Raw genomic sequence first — 16,537 nt, 5'->3', positions numbered from 1 at the left:
CTATAGTTGGGGGTATTTTTCTTGAAGATCGAGCGATTAGACGAAATTACTAAAAACATACATATGCTTGATGATGAAGAAATTATACGCTTAATCCATCAAGGGGAAAGTCATGCCCTTGATTATCTAATTAATAAATATAAAAACTTTGTTCGAGCAAAAGTGCGAACGTACTTCTTAATTGGAGCCGATAAAGAAGATATCATTCAAGAAGGAATGATTGGGCTTTATAAAGCAATTCGAGACTATGATGTGGACAAGCTCTCTTCATTTAAGGCTTTTGCTGAATTATGTATAACAAGACAAATGATAACAGCAATTAAAACAGCAACGAGACAAAAGCATATTCCCCTTAACTCCTATATTTCGTTAGATAAACCAATATATGACGAAGAATCGGATCGAACGTTACTAGATGTTATTGCTGGTTCAAGAGCTATTGATCCACAAGAATTATTAGTAAATCGTGAGAAAATGGGGGATATGGAGCTAAAATTATCTGAATTGTTAAGCGAGTTAGAGAAGCAAGTCCTTCACTTATACCTTGATGGACAGACATATCAGGAGATTTCTGTAGAATTGAAAAGACATGTGAAATCAATCGATAATGCTCTCCAACGAGTAAAACGAAAATTAGAGCAATTAATGGATGCAAATGAGATTCATTTCTAACGATGTGAATGTTATCATCTAACAACTGAATAATAGTGTTTTGATGCTTTTAATGACGTTGACATAATATGCAGAAACATGCTACATTATATGAAGAAAAAACCTCTAGTTTTGGGGTGAGAAATGTGAGTGTAAAGATAACTCTAGCGTGTGCAATCTGTTCAAGTAGAAATTACACAACGGATAAAAATGTATCTACACAATCTACTCGTTTAGAGGTACGCAAATATTGCAAAACATGTGGGAAACATACATTGCATCGCGAGACAAAATAAATAGCGCAGTAAGGTAGAGTTGGGGGGTACAACCTTGTTTAAATTTCTAAAAAATGTTTCAAAAGAAATGAGAAAAGTTAGTTGGCCTAAAGGTAAGGAACTAACGAACTATACAGTGATTGTTCTAGCTTCAGTTATTTTTATGGCGATATTCTTTATGATTGTTGATCAATTAATCTCGTTAGGATTAAACTTGTTATAATGTACTTGAATACATTTAACAAGTTTATGCTATAATGTAAGTAAATACTTGATTTTGTGAAACCCGGTGCAACGGGTTTTTTAAATTGCATAAAAATGTAAAGGAAATAATTAACATCCTTATAATAAATGCTTTAAAGGGAGGGAAGGACAAGTATATTGTCCTGTCTAAATGGAGAAAAAATGGTATGTGCTACATACGTACTCAGGCTATGAAAACAAAGTGAAAATGAATCTAGAGAAACGTGTAGAAACAATGGGTATGGAAGATAAAATTTTCCGAGTGATTGTTCCTGAAGAAGAAGAAACAGAAATAAAAAATGGCAAAAAGAAAGTTGTCAAAAAGAAGTTCTTCCCCGGATACGTCCTTACTGAAATGATTATGACAGATGATTCGTGGTATGTTGTTCGCAACACGCCTGGAGTGACTGGTTTCGTTGGGTCCAGTGGTCACGGCTCTAAGCCAACTCCGTTATTACCAGATGAAGTAGACACATTGTTAAAACGCATTGGAGTAGCGTCTCCTCGAGTTGAAGTTGATTTTGATATAAAGGAAAATGTACGAGTGAAGGAAGGTCCCTTTAAGGACTTCTCTGGTACAATTGAACAGATTGATGTTGATAAACAGAAAGTTAAGGTTCATGTAAATATGTTTGGAAGAGAAACACCAGTAGAATTAGAGTTTTCTCAAATAGAAAAATTGTAGATTTGGGCAAAGTCACATAAATGAACATAGGGAAGTAAGAGGATAAAAGGGAGAAAATCTTTCAAAACCTTGCATTATTTTTCTGTTCATGGTAAAATTCCTATGTTATTCATGCTCGTTAGGAGCATTCAAAAATGAGTGGGAGGGGAATACCCCCTATTACCACATCACGGACTTAAGGAGGTGTGTCACGTGGCTAAAAAAGTAATTAAGGTAGTTAAATTGCAAATTCCAGCTGGTAAAGCAAACCCAGCACCACCAGTAGGGCCAGCTCTTGGTCAAGCAGGTGTAAACATTATGGGATTTTGTAAGGAATTCAATGCGCGTACACAAGAACAAGCGGGTTTAATTATCCCAGTAGAAATTACGGTATTTGAAGACCGTTCATTTACATTTATTACAAAAACTCCACCTGCAGCTGTATTGTTGAAAAAAGCAGCTGGGATCGAATCAGGATCAGGTGAGCCAAATAGTAATAAAGTCGCTACTGTAAAACGCGACAAAGTAAAAGAAATCGCAGAAACAAAAATGCCTGACCTAAATGCGGCTGATGTTGAAGCAGCAATGCGTATGGTAGAAGGAACTGCAAGAAGCATGGGAATTGTTATTGAAGACTAATTGAAAAGCGGAAATATTCGTTTGAAATTAGGCTAATTCTTTTTTAAATACGGTATAGGTTGCGAATAAGCTCGCAACCTTTTTCGTGAGTGTGATGAGCGTGCTTGTCATACGTTATAAAGGCTTATTAGCTTTTATAAGTGGGAGGTATTACCGTTATAACCACATTAGAGGAGGAAATATAAATGGCTAAAAGAGGTAAAAAGTATCAAGAAGCAGTAAAGCTTGTTGATAGCAGTAAACAATATGAAATAACAGAAGCTGTCGCTCTAGCGAAAAAAGCTGCAAAAGCAAATTTTGACGAAACAGTAGAAGCTGCATTCCGTCTTGGAGTTGACCCTAAGAAAGCAGACCAACAAATTCGTGGAGCTATGGTTTTACCGCATGGTACTGGTAAAACACAACGCGTATTAGTGTTTGCAAAAGGTGAAAAAGCGAAAGAAGCAGAAGCTGCGGGTGCAGATTATGTTGGAGAATCTGAATACATTAACAAAATCAACCAAGGTTGGTTTGAATTTGATGTAATTGTTGCAACTCCAGATATGATGGCTGAAGTTGGTAAACTAGGACGTGTACTTGGACCAAAAGGTTTAATGCCGAACCCTAAAACTGGAACAGTTACTTTTGATGTGGAGAAAGCTATCAAAGATATTAAAGCTGGTAAAGTAGAATATCGCGTTGATAAATCTTCAAATATCCATGTGGCAATTGGTAAGATTTCTTTCGATGATGAGAAATTAGTAGAAAACTTTGTTGCGCTTACTGAGCAAATAGTTAAAGTAAAACCACAAGCTGCTAAGGGTGTTTACATGAAGAATGTTTCTGTTGCATCAACAATGGGTCCTGGAATCAAGATTGACGTTTCAAGTTTCCGCTAAATCATTATTGACATTTAGCTGGTAACTAGTTATAATTAACTTCGTTGTAAAAAATATAAGATGTACCGTAGACAGTAGGGGCGCATAAGCTTAATCAACCTACCGAGGTGTTTATAAACAAACAGATTAATGTGTTTTTAATGTTTGTATATAAAGCTCCCATGTCTACATGGGAGCTTATTTCATGTGGATACGGTATAAAGAATGTTTAGGAGGTGGAATAATGTCTAGTATCATTGAAAAGAAACAACAATTAGTAGAGGAAATTACTGATAAATTACGTAATAGCCAAACAAGTGTTGTAGTAGATTACCGTGGTCTTGACGTTAGTGAGGTAACTGCATTACGTAAAGAATTACGTGAAGCGGGTGTAGAATTAAAAGTTTACAAAAACACGATGTCACGTCGTGCTGCTGAAGCTTGCGAATTAAGTGAACTAAATGACACATTAGTTGGCCCAACAGCTATCGCTTTCAGTAATGACGATGCAGTAGCTCCTGCTAGAATTCTTAAAAACTTTGCTAAAGATCATGAAGCACTAGAAATTAAAGGTGGAGTAATCGAAGGCAAAGTAGCGACACTTGAACAAATCAAGGAATTGGCAGACCTACCAAACTACGAAGGTATGGTATCTATGTTGCTTAGCGTATTACAAGCACCAATTCGTAACCTTGCTTATGTTACAAAAGCTGTTGCAGAACAAAAAGAAGAACAAAGCGCATAATTTACTGTTTTTTGAACGTGCTATTTAAAAATATAATATATTCAGGAGGAAATAAATCATGACTAGAGAAGAAATGATCAGTGCAATTAAAGAAATGACTGTATTAGAATTAAACGATTTAGTTAAAGCAATTGAAGAAGAATTTGGAGTTACAGCTGCTGCACCAGTTGCAGTTGCAGGTGGAGCTGCAGGCGGAGAAGCTGCTGCAGAACAAACTGAATTTGATGTAGTGCTTACAAGTGCTGGAGCATCTAAGATTAAAGTTGTTAAAGCAGTTCGTGAAATCACTGGTTTAGGTCTTAAAGACGCTAAAGACTTAGTAGATAACGCTCCTAAAGCAGTTAAAGAAGGCGTTTCTAAAGAAGAAGCTGAAGAAGTTAAAGGTAAACTTGAAGAAGCTGGCGCTGGTGTAGAAGTTAAATAATTAAGCATAGAATTATACTAGAGCTCGCCCGAATTTCGGCTGAGCTCTTTTCAACTATCTAAGCATCTTTCCTTTCTTCAATAATTACATTAAAAAGTAGGTGCCCAAAATGTCTGAGCATTACTTCTCGCAACAACCTCATTCCAAAAGTTCGCCAAAAAATTGGGATTTCACATTAAGAAATAAAGTGTATACATTTACTAGTGATGTTGGTGTATTTTCGAAAAAAGAAGTGGATTATGGTTCGAGGCTACTTATCGAAAAATTCTCAGAACCGATAATTTCAGGTGATATTTTAGACCTTGGATGTGGGTATGGTCCGATAGGTATAACATTAGCGGACAACTTCCGAAACAGAAAAGTATTAATGGTGGATATAAACGAAAGGGCAGTATCTTTGGCTGATTTAAATGCTAGTAATAACAAAATTGAAAATATTGAATCTATTCAAAGTGATGGATTCTCTAATATTATTAATCGTAAATTTGCTGTCGTTGTTACAAATCCTCCAATTAGAGCAGGTAAAAGCGTTATTTATCAAATGTTTGATGATTCGCAAAAGGTATTATTACATGGTGGTGAATTGTGGGTAGTTATCCAAAAGAAACAAGGAGCTCCATCTGCGTTAAAAAAACTAGAAGCGTTGTTTAAAGAGGTAGAAATCGTTGCAAAAGATAAAGGTTACTATCTATTAAAGGCAAAAAAAGAAGTCAAATAAAAGTTTGACCAAATATTACACTTATGATAAGATAGGAAAATGCTAATAATGGGATATTTATGTCAAGAAATTTTTTGTGAGCAATAAATGTATATTTCATTGACTAACGGTAAAACTGGTAGAATCGGGCAAAATATAGCTCTATTTATGAATCCTTTAACCTACTTTTTCTCATTATAACGTTTATCGGTTAAATCTGTAAACTATTATTTACAAAATATTAACCGATTTAAACCTTTACATATTGTCATGTAAGGATTACAGTTCAGCTTTTGTCTGAACTAGCAATATAGTTGGTTTCAAAAACAAAACTGGTTTATGGTTTCATCCAGTTATGTTTTTTCCATATAAAAACCTTTTTAAGATCATTTTACGAAAACGTATCATTTAAGGGGTGAAGCAGTTGGTAGGTCAACTAGTTCAGTACGGACGGCACCGAAAGCGCAGAAGCTATGCGCGTATTAGTGAAGTATTAGAATTACCAAATCTAATCGAAATTCAAACTTCTTCTTATGATTGGTTTCTGGAGGAAGGATTACGAGAAATGTTTCAAGATATTTCTCCTATCGAGGATTTCGCGGGTAACCTATCACTAGAATTTGTGGATTATAGTTTAGGTGAACCGAAGTACGATGTAGATGAATCAAAATCAAGGGATGTAACGTATAATGCGCCACTTCGCGTTAAGGTTCGCTTAATTAATAACGAAACTGGTGAAGTGAAAGAGCAAGAAGTGTTTATGGGTGACTTTCCTTTAATGACAGATACAGGGACGTTTGTGATAAATGGAGCTGAACGAGTAATCGTTTCACAGCTTGTACGTTCGCCGAGTGTCTATTTTAATGCGAAGATTGATAAAAACGGAAGAAGGGGTATTACGGCAACTGTTATCCCTAACCGAGGAGCATGGTTGGAATTTGAAACCGACGCTAAGGATGTTGCGTATGTCCGTATTGACCGCACACGTAAGTTGCCTATAACTGTACTACTACGTGCGCTAGGATTTGGAACGGACCAAGAAATCGTTGAACTAATCGGGGAAAATGAATACCTTAGTAATACACTTGAAAAGGATAACACAGAAACGACGGAAAAAGCGTTATTAGAAATCTATGAACGCTTACGTCCTGGTGAACCACCAACTGTTGAAAATGCCAAAAGTCTACTTGTTTCAAGGTTCTTTGACCCTAAACGTTATGACTTGGCGCGGGTTGGTCGCTATAAGATGAACAAGAAATTAAACATTAAAAATCGCTTGTTTAATCAAGTTTTAGCTGAGTCAGTTGTTGATCCTGAAACAGGAGAAGTTCTAGCTGAAAAAGGCGATAAATTAGAGCGTAAATTACTAAATAAGATTATTCCTTATTTAGAACGCAAAGAAGATATGGTGGGTGAAAAGACTTTCCAACCACATGATGGCGTGTTGGAAGATGAAATCATTCTTCAAACGGTTAAAATTTATGACCCAACAGATCCTAGTGGTGAACGTGTACTAACGGTTACCGGCAATGGGAATGTTGATAGAGGATTTAAGCATATCACTCCTGCTGATATCTTATCTTCTATTAGTTATTTCTTTAATCTACTTCATGAAGTAGGAGATACAGATGATATTGACCATCTAGGGAATCGTAGACTTCGTTCGGTTGGTGAATTGTTACAAAATCAATTCCGAATCGGGTTATCTCGTATGGAACGTGTTGTTCGTGAGCGAATGTCTATCCAAGATACATCAAGTGTTACACCACAACAGTTAATTAATATACGTCCGGTTATTGCATCAATTAAAGAATTCTTTGGTAGTTCACAGCTATCGCAATTTATGGACCAAACAAATCCTTTGGCTGAGCTAACGCACAAACGCCGTTTATCAGCTTTGGGACCTGGTGGGCTTACTCGTGAGCGTGCTGGGTTTGAAGTGCGAGATGTTCACTATTCACACTATGGCCGTATGTGTCCAATTGAGACACCGGAAGGACCTAATATCGGTCTAATTAATTCATTATCTAGTTATGCAAAAGTGAATGAATTTGGGTTTATCGAAACACCATATCGTCGTGTGGATGCTGAAACAGGGCAAGTAACGAAGCAAATTGATTACTTAACTGCTGATGAAGAAGATAACTTTATTGTAGCCCAAGCAAACTCGTTGTTAACAGAAGATAATTATTTTGAGAATGAAGAAATTATTGCACGTTTTCGTGGAGAAAACATCGTTGTAAAACGTGAGAAAATTGATTACATGGATGTTTCTCCGAAGCAGGTTGTATCAGCTGCAACAGCGTGTATTCCGTTCTTAGAGAATGATGACTCTAACCGTGCACTAATGGGTGCCAACATGCAGCGTCAAGCAGTACCTTTGTTGCAACCGAGGTCTCCAATTGTCGGTACAGGTATGGAGTATGTTGATGGGAAAGATTCAGGTGCAGCCTTAATATGTAAACATCCAGGTATAGTTGAACGTGTTGAAGCAAAAGAAGTTCTTGTTCGCCGCATTGCGGAAGTTGATGGAAAAGAAGTAGAAGGCGATCTTGACCGGTATAAATTACAAAAGTTTATCCGTTCTAACGCTGGAACATGTATTAATCAACGACCAATTGTAGCGAAGGGTGACCGTGTTACAAAAGGTGAAGTATTAGCAGATGGCCCATCAATGGAAGACGGTGAACTTGCATTAGGTCAAAATGTCTTGGTTGCTTTCATGACTTGGGAAGGTTACAACTATGAGGATGCAATCATTATGAGTGAAAGATTGGTTAAAGATGACGTATACACTTCGATTCACATTGAAGAGTATGAATCAGAAGCCCGTGATACAAAACTTGGACCAGAAGAAATTACTCGTGATATTCCAAATGTTGGTGAAGAGGCGCTTAAGAATTTAGACGAGAATGGTATTATCCGTGTTGGTGCAGAAGTAACAGATGGAGATATTTTAGTCGGGAAGGTAACACCTAAGGGCGTTACAGAGCTTTCTGCAGAAGAACGTCTCCTACATGCTATTTTTGGTGAGAAGGCCCGTGAAGTTCGTGATACTTCATTACGTGTACCTCATGGTGCAGGCGGAATTGTACTCGATGTGAAGATATTTAACCGTGAAGACGGCGATGAGTTACCACCAGGAGTAAATCAGCTTGTTCGTGCTTATATTGTTCAAAAACGTAAAATCCATGAAGGCGATAAAATGGCTGGACGTCACGGAAACAAAGGGGTAATTTCTAAAATTATGCCTGAGGAAGATATGCCATTTTTACCAGATGGAACACCGGTTGATATCATGCTTAACCCACTTGGTGTACCTTCACGTATGAATATCGGGCAGGTATTTGAATTGCACTTAGGTATGGCAGCAAGGCAACTAGGTATTCATATTGCGACACCAGTATTTGATGGAGCAACTGAAGAAGACGTATATGAAACATTAGAGGAGGCAGGCATGTCTCGAGATGCCAAGACTGTCCTTTATGATGGAAGAACGGGAGAGCCATTTGATAATCGTGTATCTGTAGGAGTTATGTATATGATTAAACTTGCTCACATGGTAGATGACAAATTGCATGCTCGTTCAACTGGACCATACTCACTAGTAACGCAACAACCATTGGGTGGTAAAGCTCAATTTGGTGGGCAGCGCTTTGGTGAAATGGAAGTATGGGCACTTGAAGCTTATGGTGCTGCATATACACTTCAAGAAATATTAACTGTTAAGTCAGATGATATTGTTGGTCGTGTGAAAACGTACGAAGCTATCGTTAAGGGTGACGATGTACCTGAACCGGGTGTGCCAGAATCATTTAAAGTATTAATAAAAGAATTACAAAGTTTAGGCATGGACGTTAAGATGCTTAATAGTGAAGAGAATGAGATTGATATGAGAGAGCTTGAGGAAGATGAAAGTCAATCAGCGAATAAACTTAATCTAGAAGTTGAAGAAAAGTAATGAATGTTAGAGGGTTGGTCATAAGTGATTTAACCCTCTAGTTAAACGAATTATTGATTAATAAATGCACATTAAAAGGGAGGAAGGCTCCTTGCTAGATGTAAATAATTTCGAGTATATGAAAATAGGTTTGGCTTCACCAGAAAAAATTCGGTCATGGTCCTATGGCGAGGTTAAAAAACCAGAAACAATTAACTATCGTACACTAAAGCCAGAGAAAGATGGATTATTTTGCGAACGTATTTTTGGACCAACAAAGGATTGGGAATGTCATTGCGGAAAATATAAACGTGTACGCTATAAAGGTGTTGTTTGTGATCGATGCGGTGTTGAGGTTACGAAGTCAAAAGTGCGTCGTGAACGAATGGGGCACATTGAATTGGCCGCACCTGTTTCACATATTTGGTATTTCAAAGGAATCCCTAGCCGTATGGGGCTTCTTCTTGATATGTCACCAAGAGCGCTAGAAGAAGTAATTTACTTTGCTGCATATATTGTGACAGATTCTGGAAATACACCTTTAGAGAGAAAACAATTGCTATCTGAGAAGGAGTACCGTGCATATTACGACAAGTATGGCAATACGTTTAAGGCCCAAATGGGTGCAGAAGCAATACGTAAATTATTGCAAGATATTGACCTAGAAAAAGAAGTAGACTCCTTGAGAGAAGAACTGAAAACTGCTTCAGGCCAACGTAGAACAAGAGCCATTAAACGTCTAGAAGTGCTAGAAGCTTTCCGTAATTCTGGTAATGAACCAGCGTGGATGATCTTGGATGTACTACCAGTAATCCCACCAGAGATTAGGCCGATGGTTCAGCTAGATGGTGGACGCTTTGCAACATCAGATTTGAATGATTTATACCGTCGTGTAATTAATCGTAACAACCGTTTAAAACGATTGCTCGATTTAGGCGCACCTAGTATTATTGTACAAAATGAAAAGCGTATGCTTCAAGAGGCTGTAGATGCCTTAATTGATAACGGTCGTAGAGGACGTCCTGTAACAGGACCTGGTAATCGTCCGTTAAAATCACTTTCGCACATGTTAAAAGGGAAACAAGGTCGTTTCCGTCAGAACTTACTTGGTAAGCGGGTTGACTACTCTGGACGTTCTGTAATCGTTGTTGGTCCACATCTGAAAATGTATCAATGCGGATTACCAAAAGAGATGGCACTTGAATTATTCAAACCATTTATTATGAAAGAGCTTGTAGAAAGAGGACTTGCTCATAATATTAAGTCAGCAAAACGCAAAATTGAGCGTGTTCATCCAGATGTTTGGGATGTACTTGAAGATGTTATTGAAGAGCATCCAGTATTGCTTAACCGCGCCCCTACCTTACACAGATTAGGTATTCAGGCATTTGAACCAACATTAGTTGAAGGTCGTGCGATTCGTTTGCATCCATTAGTATGTACGGCATATAATGCTGACTTTGATGGAGACCAAATGGCTGTTCACGTTCCACTATCTGCTGAGGCTCAAGCAGAAGCTCGTTTATTAATGTTAGCTGCACAAAACATACTCAATCCGAAAGATGGTAAACCAGTCGTTACGCCGTCCCAGGATATGGTTTTAGGAAACTATTACTTAACATTAGAACGAGAAGGCGCTATCGGTGAAGGTGCTGTGTTTAAAGATATCAATGAAGCAAAAATGGCATATCATAACGGGTATGTACATTTACACACAAGAATTGCTGTGCAAGCTTCAAGTGTTAATAATAAGACATTTACAGCAGAGCAACAGTCACAATTATTGTTGACTTCTGTGGGTAAATTAATATTTAACGAGATATTACCGGAATCATTCCCATACATCAACGAACCAACAAAAGGTAATCTTGAAGAAAAAACACCAGAAACGTACTTCGTTGAAAATGGTACAAATGTTAAGGAAGAGATTAAAGAACGTGAGATTGTTAAGCCGTTCAAGAAAGGCTTCTTAGGCGACATTATTGCTGAAGTATTTAAGCGATTTAAAATTACAGAAACATCTAAAATGCTTGATCGAATGAAAGACCTTGGTTTTAGCTATTCTACCAAGGCTGGTATGACAGTTGGGATTTCGGATGTTATCGTATTGCCAGAAAAAGAGGAAATCCTTGAAGAGGCACAAGCGAAAGTTGATAATGTGTTGAAACAATTCCGTCGTGGTCTAATTACGGAAGAAGAGCGTTATGATCGTGTTATTTCCATTTGGACCCAAGCGAAAGACACCATTCAAAATAAACTGATGAAGTCACTAAGTGAACGAAATCCAATCTTTATGATGAGTGATTCTGGAGCGCGTGGTAACGCGTCTAACTTTACGCAGCTTGCAGGTATGCGCGGACTAATGGCAAACCCGGCAGGTAAGATTATTGAACTTCCTATTAAATCAAGTTTCCGTGAAGGTTTAACCGTACAAGAATACTTTATTTCAACTCACGGGGCTCGTAAAGGGCTTGCGGATACAGCACTTAAAACAGCGGACTCTGGTTATCTAACTAGACGACTTGTTGACGTTGCGCAAGATGTTATTATTCGTGAGGAAGACTGTGGAACTGATCGCGGCCTAATAGTCTCCGCATTAGTGGATGGTACAGAAGTAATCGAGCCGTTATTTGACCGATTAGTAGGGCGTACTGCATTCGAAACAGTAAAACATCCTGAAACAGGTTCAGTGATTGTAACTAAAAATGAATTAATTTCTCAAGATCAAGCAAAAGAAATTGTTGATGGTGGTATTGAAAAAGTCAACATTAGATCTGCTTTCACTTGTAATACCAAACATGGTGTATGCCAAAGATGTTATGGCCGTAACCTAGCAACTGGTTCTGATGTGGAAGTTGGGGAAGCTGTTGGTATTATTGCTGCTCAATCTATTGGTGAGCCAGGAACTCAGTTAACAATGCGTACATTCCATACTGGTGGGGTAGCTGGTGATGATATCACACAAGGTCTCCCACGTATTCAGGAATTGTTTGAAGCGCGTCATCCTAAAGGTCAAGCAGTGATCACAGAAATACACGGTAATGTTCTCGAAGTTCGAGAAGCGAAGGATAAGCAAGAAATCGTGATTCAAGGTGACGTTGAGCAAAGGGCTTATACTGTACCTTATAATGCAAGACTAAAGGTATCCATTGGCGAACATGTTAGTGCTGGTGAAGAACTTACAGAAGGTTCAATTGACCCGAAAGATCTATTACGTGTTAAAGGTGTGGACGGTGTTCAAGCCTATATCCTAAGAGAAGTACAACGTGTATATCGTATGCAAGGTGTTGAAATTGGAGATAAGCACGTAGAGGTTATGGTTAGACAAATGTTACGTAAAATCCGTGTTATTGATTCTGGTGAAACAGATGTATTGCCTGGATCATTACTTGAATTACATCAGTTCAAGGAAGCTAACAAAAAGGTTCTACTTAATGGCGGACAGCCAGCAACAGGAAGACCAGTATTACTTGGTATTACGAAAGCATCCTTGGAAACAGATTCATTCCTATCTGCTGCTTCTTTCCAAGAAACAACACGTGTACTTACAGATGCTGCAATTAAAGGAAAACGTGATGAACTCCTCGGCCTTAAGGAAAATGTTATTATTGGTAAATTGGTTCCTGCGGGTACGGGAATGCAACAATATCGCCGCATTAAGCCAATTTTAGATAAACCAGAGGTAGAAGTAGAAGAAATAGAAACAGAAACAGTGCAATAAACGATAGTCATTTAAGAAAACCTTTATAACAAGTGGAAAATAAATCGGAAGCAAAAAAATCCTAATTTATATTGACATAAAAATAATAGAATGTTACTATATTCAAGGTGCTTCCGATTTATTCTTGTTACTTTGGAGGATACGAAGAATGTCTTATGAAAGAGTAACAAATGTTAAGCCGAGCTTAATAATTGGAACAAAACAAACACTTAAAGCCATGAAAAATGGTGGAATAAGTGAAGTGTTTATTGCTGAAGATGCTGATGAGCATATAACACAGAAGGTTACTAGTTTAGCAACACAACTGAAAATACCTTGTAAATATGTAGAATCCAAGAAGGAACTAGGTATTGCTTGTGGTATCGATGTTGGGGCATCTACTGTAGCAGTGAAAAAATAATGATTTTATAGTGGATTTATCCGCTACGTTTTTTTGCTAAAAAATGAACCGCCTGGATGTGTGGGATTACAGGATGTATAAAAATAGACTAGTCACTAAGTTAATGTAATAAAACCATTTGAAGGGAGGACATAATAATGCCAACTATTAATCAACTAGTACGTAAAGGTCGAGTTAGCAAAACAAAAAAATCTAACTCTCCAGCACTTAACAGAGGGTATAACAGCTTCAAAAAGTCACTTACAAATCAAAACTCTCCACAAAAACGTGGTGTATGTACGCGTGTAGGTACTTTGACACCTAAAAAACCGAACTCTGCATTACGTAAATATGCACGTGTGCGTTTGTCTAACAACATGGAAGTAACTGCATACATTCCAGGGATTGGACATAACCTACAAGAACATAGTGTTGTTCTTATCCGTGGTGGTCGTGTAAAGGATTTACCAGGGGTACGTTATCACATCGTTCGTGGTGCGCTTGACACTGCAGGTGTTGACGGTCGTATGCAAAGTCGTTCTAAATACGGAACTAAAAGACCAAAAGAGAAAAAATAAATTAATAAGTGAACACACAATAGAAAGGAGGATGCGATATGCCTCGTAAAGGTCCAGTACCAAAACGCGATGTATTACCAGATCCGCTTTATAAATCTAAATTAGTAACCAGATTAATCAACCAAATTATGTCAGATGGTAAACGTGGAAAAGCACAAAAAATTCTTTATAGCGCATTCGAACTTGTTCAAGAAAGAAGTGGAAACAACCCGATGGAAGTCTTTGAACAAGCAATGAAGAATGTAATGCCTGTTCTTGAAGTTCGTGCTCGCCGTGTCGGTGGTTCAAACTACCAAGTACCGGTTGAAGTTCGCCCTGAAAGACGCCAAGCACTAGGGCTACGCTACCTTGTAAACTACTCACGTCTTCGTGGGGAAAAAACAATGGAAGAACGTCTTGCTAATGAAATCTTAGACGCTTCAAACAATACAGGAGCTTCTGTTAAGAAACGTGAAGAAATGCATAAGATGGCTGAAGCAAATAAAGCATTTGCTCACTATCGTTGGTAATAAGCAAACAGCAAAATTCACTATTAGAAAGGAGAAAAACACATGGCTAGAGAGTTCTCCTTGGAAAAGACACGTAATATCGGTATTATGGCGCATATTGATGCGGGAAAAACTACAACTACCGAGCGTATTCTTTTCTATACAGGACGTATTCACAAAATTGGAGAAACACATGAAGGTGCATCACAAATGGACTGGATGGAGCAGGAGCAAGAGCGTGGAATCACAATTACTTCCGCTGCTACAACTGCTGCATGGAAAGAACACCGCATTAACATCATTGATACACCAGGTCACGTGGACTTCACTGTTGAAGTTGAACGTTCATTACGTGTTTTAGATGGTGCGGTAACAGTACTAGATGCTCAATCAGGTGTTGAACCACAAACGGAAACAGTATGGCGCCAGGCTACAACTTATGGTGTACCAAGAATTGTATTCATTAATAAAATGGATAAAATCGGTGCTGATTTCCTTTATTCAACAAAAACATTAGAAGATCGCTTGGGTGCCAATGCACACCCAGTTCAGATGCCAATTGGTGCTGAAGATCAGTTTAATGGAATTATCGATCTAATCAACATGGAAGCACACTTCTACGTAGATGATCTAGGGACAAAAGCTGAATCACGTGAGATTCCAGAAGAACTTAGAGATCAAGCTGAAGAGTTAAGAGCTAACTTAATTGAAGCTGTTGCTGAGTCTGATGAAGAGCTTATGATGAAATATCTTGAAGGAGAAGAAATCTCCAACGAAGAATTAAAACAAGCAATTCGTAAGGCTACATTAAATGTAGAATTCTACCCAGTATTTTGTGGTTCTGCATTTAAAAACAAGGGTGTTCAATTAATGCTTGATGGTGTAATTGATTATCTTCCAGCTCCAACGGACGTTGCTGCAATCGAAGGTATCGTTCCAGGAACAGAAGAAAAAACAACCCGCCCATCAGATGATAAAGCACCATTCTCTGCACTAGCATTTAAAGTTATGACTGACCCTTACGTTGGTAAATTAACATTCTTCCGTGTGTATTCTGGAACATTAGAATCAGGTTCATATGTAAGAAACTCTGTTAAAGACAAACGTGAACGTGTTGGTCGTATCCTACAAATGCATGCAAATCACCGTGAAGAAATTTCTATCGTTTACTCAGGTGAAATTGCGGCTGCAGTTGGCTTGAAAGATACAACAACTGGTGATACATTATGTGATGAAAAAGATCTTGTTATCTTAGAATCAATGGAATTCCCAGAACCAGTTATCTCAGTAGCAATCGAACCTAAAACGAAAGCTGACCAAGATAAAATGGGTATTGCATTATCTAAACTAGCAGAAGAAGATCCAACTTTCAGAACGGAAACAAACGTGGAGACTGGACAAACAATTATCTCAGGTATGGGTGAACTTCACCTTGATATTATTGTTGACCGTCTACGTCGTGAGTTTAAAGTTGAAGCAAATGTTGGTGCTCCGCAGGTTGCATACCGTGAAACATTCCGTGCTACTGCTGATGTCGAAGGTAAATTCGTTCGTCAATCAGGTGGACGTGGACAATACGGTCATGTTTGGATTAAATTTGAGCCAAACGAAGCTGGAGCTGGATTCGAATTTGAAAACAAAATCGTCGGTGGGGTTGTTCCACGTGAATATATTCCTGCTATTGAGCAAGGTGTTAAAGAATCAATGGCAAACGGTGTATTAGCTGGTTATCCATTAATCGATGTAAAAGCTTCATTATTCGATGGTAGCTATCATGACGTTGACTCAAATGAAATGGCATTTAAAGTTGCCGCATCTATGGCGCTTAAAGCTGCTAAAAACAAGTGTAACCCTGTTATTCTAGAACCAATTGAAAAAGTTGAAATTGTTGTTCCAGAAGAATACATGGGTGACATCATTGGTGACGTAACTTCTCGTCGTGGTCGTATGGAAGGTATGGAAGCGCGTGGTAATGCTCAAGTAATTAGAGCGTTTGTGCCACTTTCCGAAATGTTTGGTTATGCAACATCATTGCGTTCAAACACACAAGGTCGTGGAACATACACAATGCATTTTGATCACTATGAAGAGGTACCAAAATCAATCTCTGAAGAAATTATTAAGAAAAACGCTGGAGAATAATTGATTTTTTCTCCGATGTAACGTATAACAATTAGTGAAGACTAAGAATTTTAATAGAATTTCTTAGCTGAACATAAATTAAAAAATACTTTTA

General features: G+C 38.0%; 15 protein-coding genes and 1 other annotated feature. All 15 genes read left to right on the top strand.

The annotated features are described in order from the left end of the window. The first annotated feature begins 63 nt into the window (after window positions 1-63). The 15 genes from sigH to fusA all read left to right on the top strand — a co-directional run bounded on the left by sigH (window position 64) and on the right by fusA (window position 16,443). Window positions 64-672 carry an RNA polymerase sporulation sigma factor SigH gene (gene sigH, locus D8M05_RS13745; RefSeq protein WP_121132789.1) on the top strand — a complete coding sequence of 203 codons (609 nt, stop codon included), beginning with the start codon at window positions 64-66 and terminating at the stop codon, window positions 670-672. 125 nt (window positions 673-797) lie between these two features. After that, window positions 798-947 (top strand): 50S ribosomal protein L33, encoded by a 150-nt coding sequence (gene rpmG, locus D8M05_RS13740; RefSeq protein WP_220667589.1) that lies wholly within the window; start codon window positions 798-800, stop codon window positions 945-947. A 34-nt stretch (window positions 948-981) separates the two neighbouring features. Beyond that, window positions 982-1,149, top strand: a complete 168-nt coding sequence (gene secE / locus D8M05_RS13735) for a preprotein translocase subunit SecE (RefSeq protein ID WP_121132763.1) — start codon at window positions 982-984, stop codon at window positions 1,147-1,149. 171 nt (window positions 1,150-1,320) lie between these two features. Then, on the top strand, window positions 1,321-1,854 hold the full coding sequence (gene nusG, locus D8M05_RS13730; protein WP_121132761.1) for a transcription termination/antitermination protein NusG: 534 nt from the start codon (window positions 1,321-1,323) through the stop codon (window positions 1,852-1,854). Between the two features lie 192 nt (window positions 1,855-2,046). Continuing rightward, the gene (gene rplK / locus D8M05_RS13725) at window positions 2,047-2,472 is read left to right on the top strand and encodes a 50S ribosomal protein L11 (protein ID WP_147405182.1); all 426 of its coding nucleotides are present in this window, start codon (window positions 2,047-2,049) and stop codon (window positions 2,470-2,472) included. A gap of 185 nt (window positions 2,473-2,657) precedes the next feature. Next, window positions 2,658-3,350, top strand: coding sequence for a 50S ribosomal protein L1 (gene rplA, locus D8M05_RS13720; RefSeq protein WP_121132757.1), 693 nt, complete (start codon window positions 2,658-2,660; stop codon window positions 3,348-3,350). A gap of 47 nt (window positions 3,351-3,397) precedes the next feature. Then, window positions 3,398-3,542: a sequence feature (ribosomal protein L10 leader region), on the top strand. A gap of 31 nt (window positions 3,543-3,573) precedes the next feature. Continuing rightward, entirely contained in the window at window positions 3,574-4,074 is a 501-nt protein-coding gene (rplJ, locus tag D8M05_RS13715; RefSeq protein ID WP_121132755.1) for a 50S ribosomal protein L10, read from the top strand. Between the two features lie 58 nt (window positions 4,075-4,132). Continuing rightward, window positions 4,133-4,498 carry a 50S ribosomal protein L7/L12 gene (gene rplL / locus D8M05_RS13710; RefSeq protein ID WP_121132753.1) on the top strand — a complete coding sequence of 122 codons (366 nt, stop codon included), beginning with the start codon at window positions 4,133-4,135 and terminating at the stop codon, window positions 4,496-4,498. A gap of 109 nt (window positions 4,499-4,607) precedes the next feature. Further along, window positions 4,608-5,216 (top strand): class I SAM-dependent methyltransferase, encoded by a 609-nt coding sequence (locus D8M05_RS13705; protein WP_121132751.1) that lies wholly within the window; start codon window positions 4,608-4,610, stop codon window positions 5,214-5,216. A 403-nt stretch (window positions 5,217-5,619) separates the two neighbouring features. Next, window positions 5,620-9,156 carry a DNA-directed RNA polymerase subunit beta gene (gene rpoB / locus D8M05_RS13700; protein ID WP_121132750.1) on the top strand — a complete coding sequence of 1,179 codons (3,537 nt, stop codon included), beginning with the start codon at window positions 5,620-5,622 and terminating at the stop codon, window positions 9,154-9,156. Between the two features lie 91 nt (window positions 9,157-9,247). Then, the gene (gene rpoC / locus D8M05_RS13695; RefSeq protein WP_121132748.1) at window positions 9,248-12,856 is read left to right on the top strand and encodes a DNA-directed RNA polymerase subunit beta'; all 3,609 of its coding nucleotides are present in this window, start codon (window positions 9,248-9,250) and stop codon (window positions 12,854-12,856) included. A 148-nt stretch (window positions 12,857-13,004) separates the two neighbouring features. Then, window positions 13,005-13,256, top strand: a complete 252-nt coding sequence (locus D8M05_RS13690; RefSeq protein ID WP_121132746.1) for a ribosomal L7Ae/L30e/S12e/Gadd45 family protein — start codon at window positions 13,005-13,007, stop codon at window positions 13,254-13,256. Between the two features lie 137 nt (window positions 13,257-13,393). Continuing rightward, on the top strand, window positions 13,394-13,813 hold the full coding sequence (rpsL, locus tag D8M05_RS13685) for a 30S ribosomal protein S12 (protein ID WP_121132744.1): 420 nt from the start codon (window positions 13,394-13,396) through the stop codon (window positions 13,811-13,813). A 38-nt stretch (window positions 13,814-13,851) separates the two neighbouring features. After that, window positions 13,852-14,322 carry a 30S ribosomal protein S7 gene (rpsG, locus tag D8M05_RS13680; RefSeq protein ID WP_121132743.1) on the top strand — a complete coding sequence of 157 codons (471 nt, stop codon included), beginning with the start codon at window positions 13,852-13,854 and terminating at the stop codon, window positions 14,320-14,322. 42 nt (window positions 14,323-14,364) lie between these two features. After that, window positions 14,365-16,443, top strand: coding sequence for an elongation factor G (fusA, locus tag D8M05_RS13675; RefSeq protein ID WP_121132741.1), 2,079 nt, complete (start codon window positions 14,365-14,367; stop codon window positions 16,441-16,443). Window positions 16,444-16,537: the final 94 nt, after the last annotated feature.

Origin of the sequence: Oceanobacillus bengalensis (assembly GCF_003628445.1) — a bacterium.
In the GTDB taxonomy this organism is placed as follows: Bacteria; Bacillota; Bacilli; order Bacillales; family Amphibacillaceae; genus Oceanobacillus; species Oceanobacillus bengalensis.
The sequence above is the reverse complement of the archived record's forward strand: the minus strand, read 5'-3'. Positions and strand labels throughout refer to the sequence as shown.

Excerpts from the sequence above, each read along its gene's own strand:
- sigH (WP_121132789.1), top strand. The coding sequence starts at position 64 with ATGCTTGATGATGAAGAAATTATACGCTTAATCCATCAAGGGGAAAGT.
- nusG (WP_121132761.1), top strand. The coding sequence starts at position 1,321 with ATGGAGAAAAAATGGTATGTGCTACATACGTACTCAGGCTATGAAAAC.
- rplA (WP_121132757.1), top strand. The coding sequence starts at position 2,658 with ATGGCTAAAAGAGGTAAAAAGTATCAAGAAGCAGTAAAGCTTGTTGAT.
- rplJ (WP_121132755.1), top strand. The coding sequence starts at position 3,574 with ATGTCTAGTATCATTGAAAAGAAACAACAATTAGTAGAGGAAATTACT.
- rplL (WP_121132753.1), top strand. The coding sequence starts at position 4,133 with ATGACTAGAGAAGAAATGATCAGTGCAATTAAAGAAATGACTGTATTA.
- D8M05_RS13705 (WP_121132751.1), top strand. The coding sequence starts at position 4,608 with ATGTCTGAGCATTACTTCTCGCAACAACCTCATTCCAAAAGTTCGCCA.
- D8M05_RS13690 (WP_121132746.1), top strand. The coding sequence starts at position 13,005 with ATGTCTTATGAAAGAGTAACAAATGTTAAGCCGAGCTTAATAATTGGA.
- rpsL (WP_121132744.1), top strand. The coding sequence starts at position 13,394 with ATGCCAACTATTAATCAACTAGTACGTAAAGGTCGAGTTAGCAAAACA.
- rpsG (WP_121132743.1), top strand. The coding sequence starts at position 13,852 with ATGCCTCGTAAAGGTCCAGTACCAAAACGCGATGTATTACCAGATCCG.
- fusA (WP_121132741.1), top strand. The coding sequence starts at position 14,365 with ATGGCTAGAGAGTTCTCCTTGGAAAAGACACGTAATATCGGTATTATG.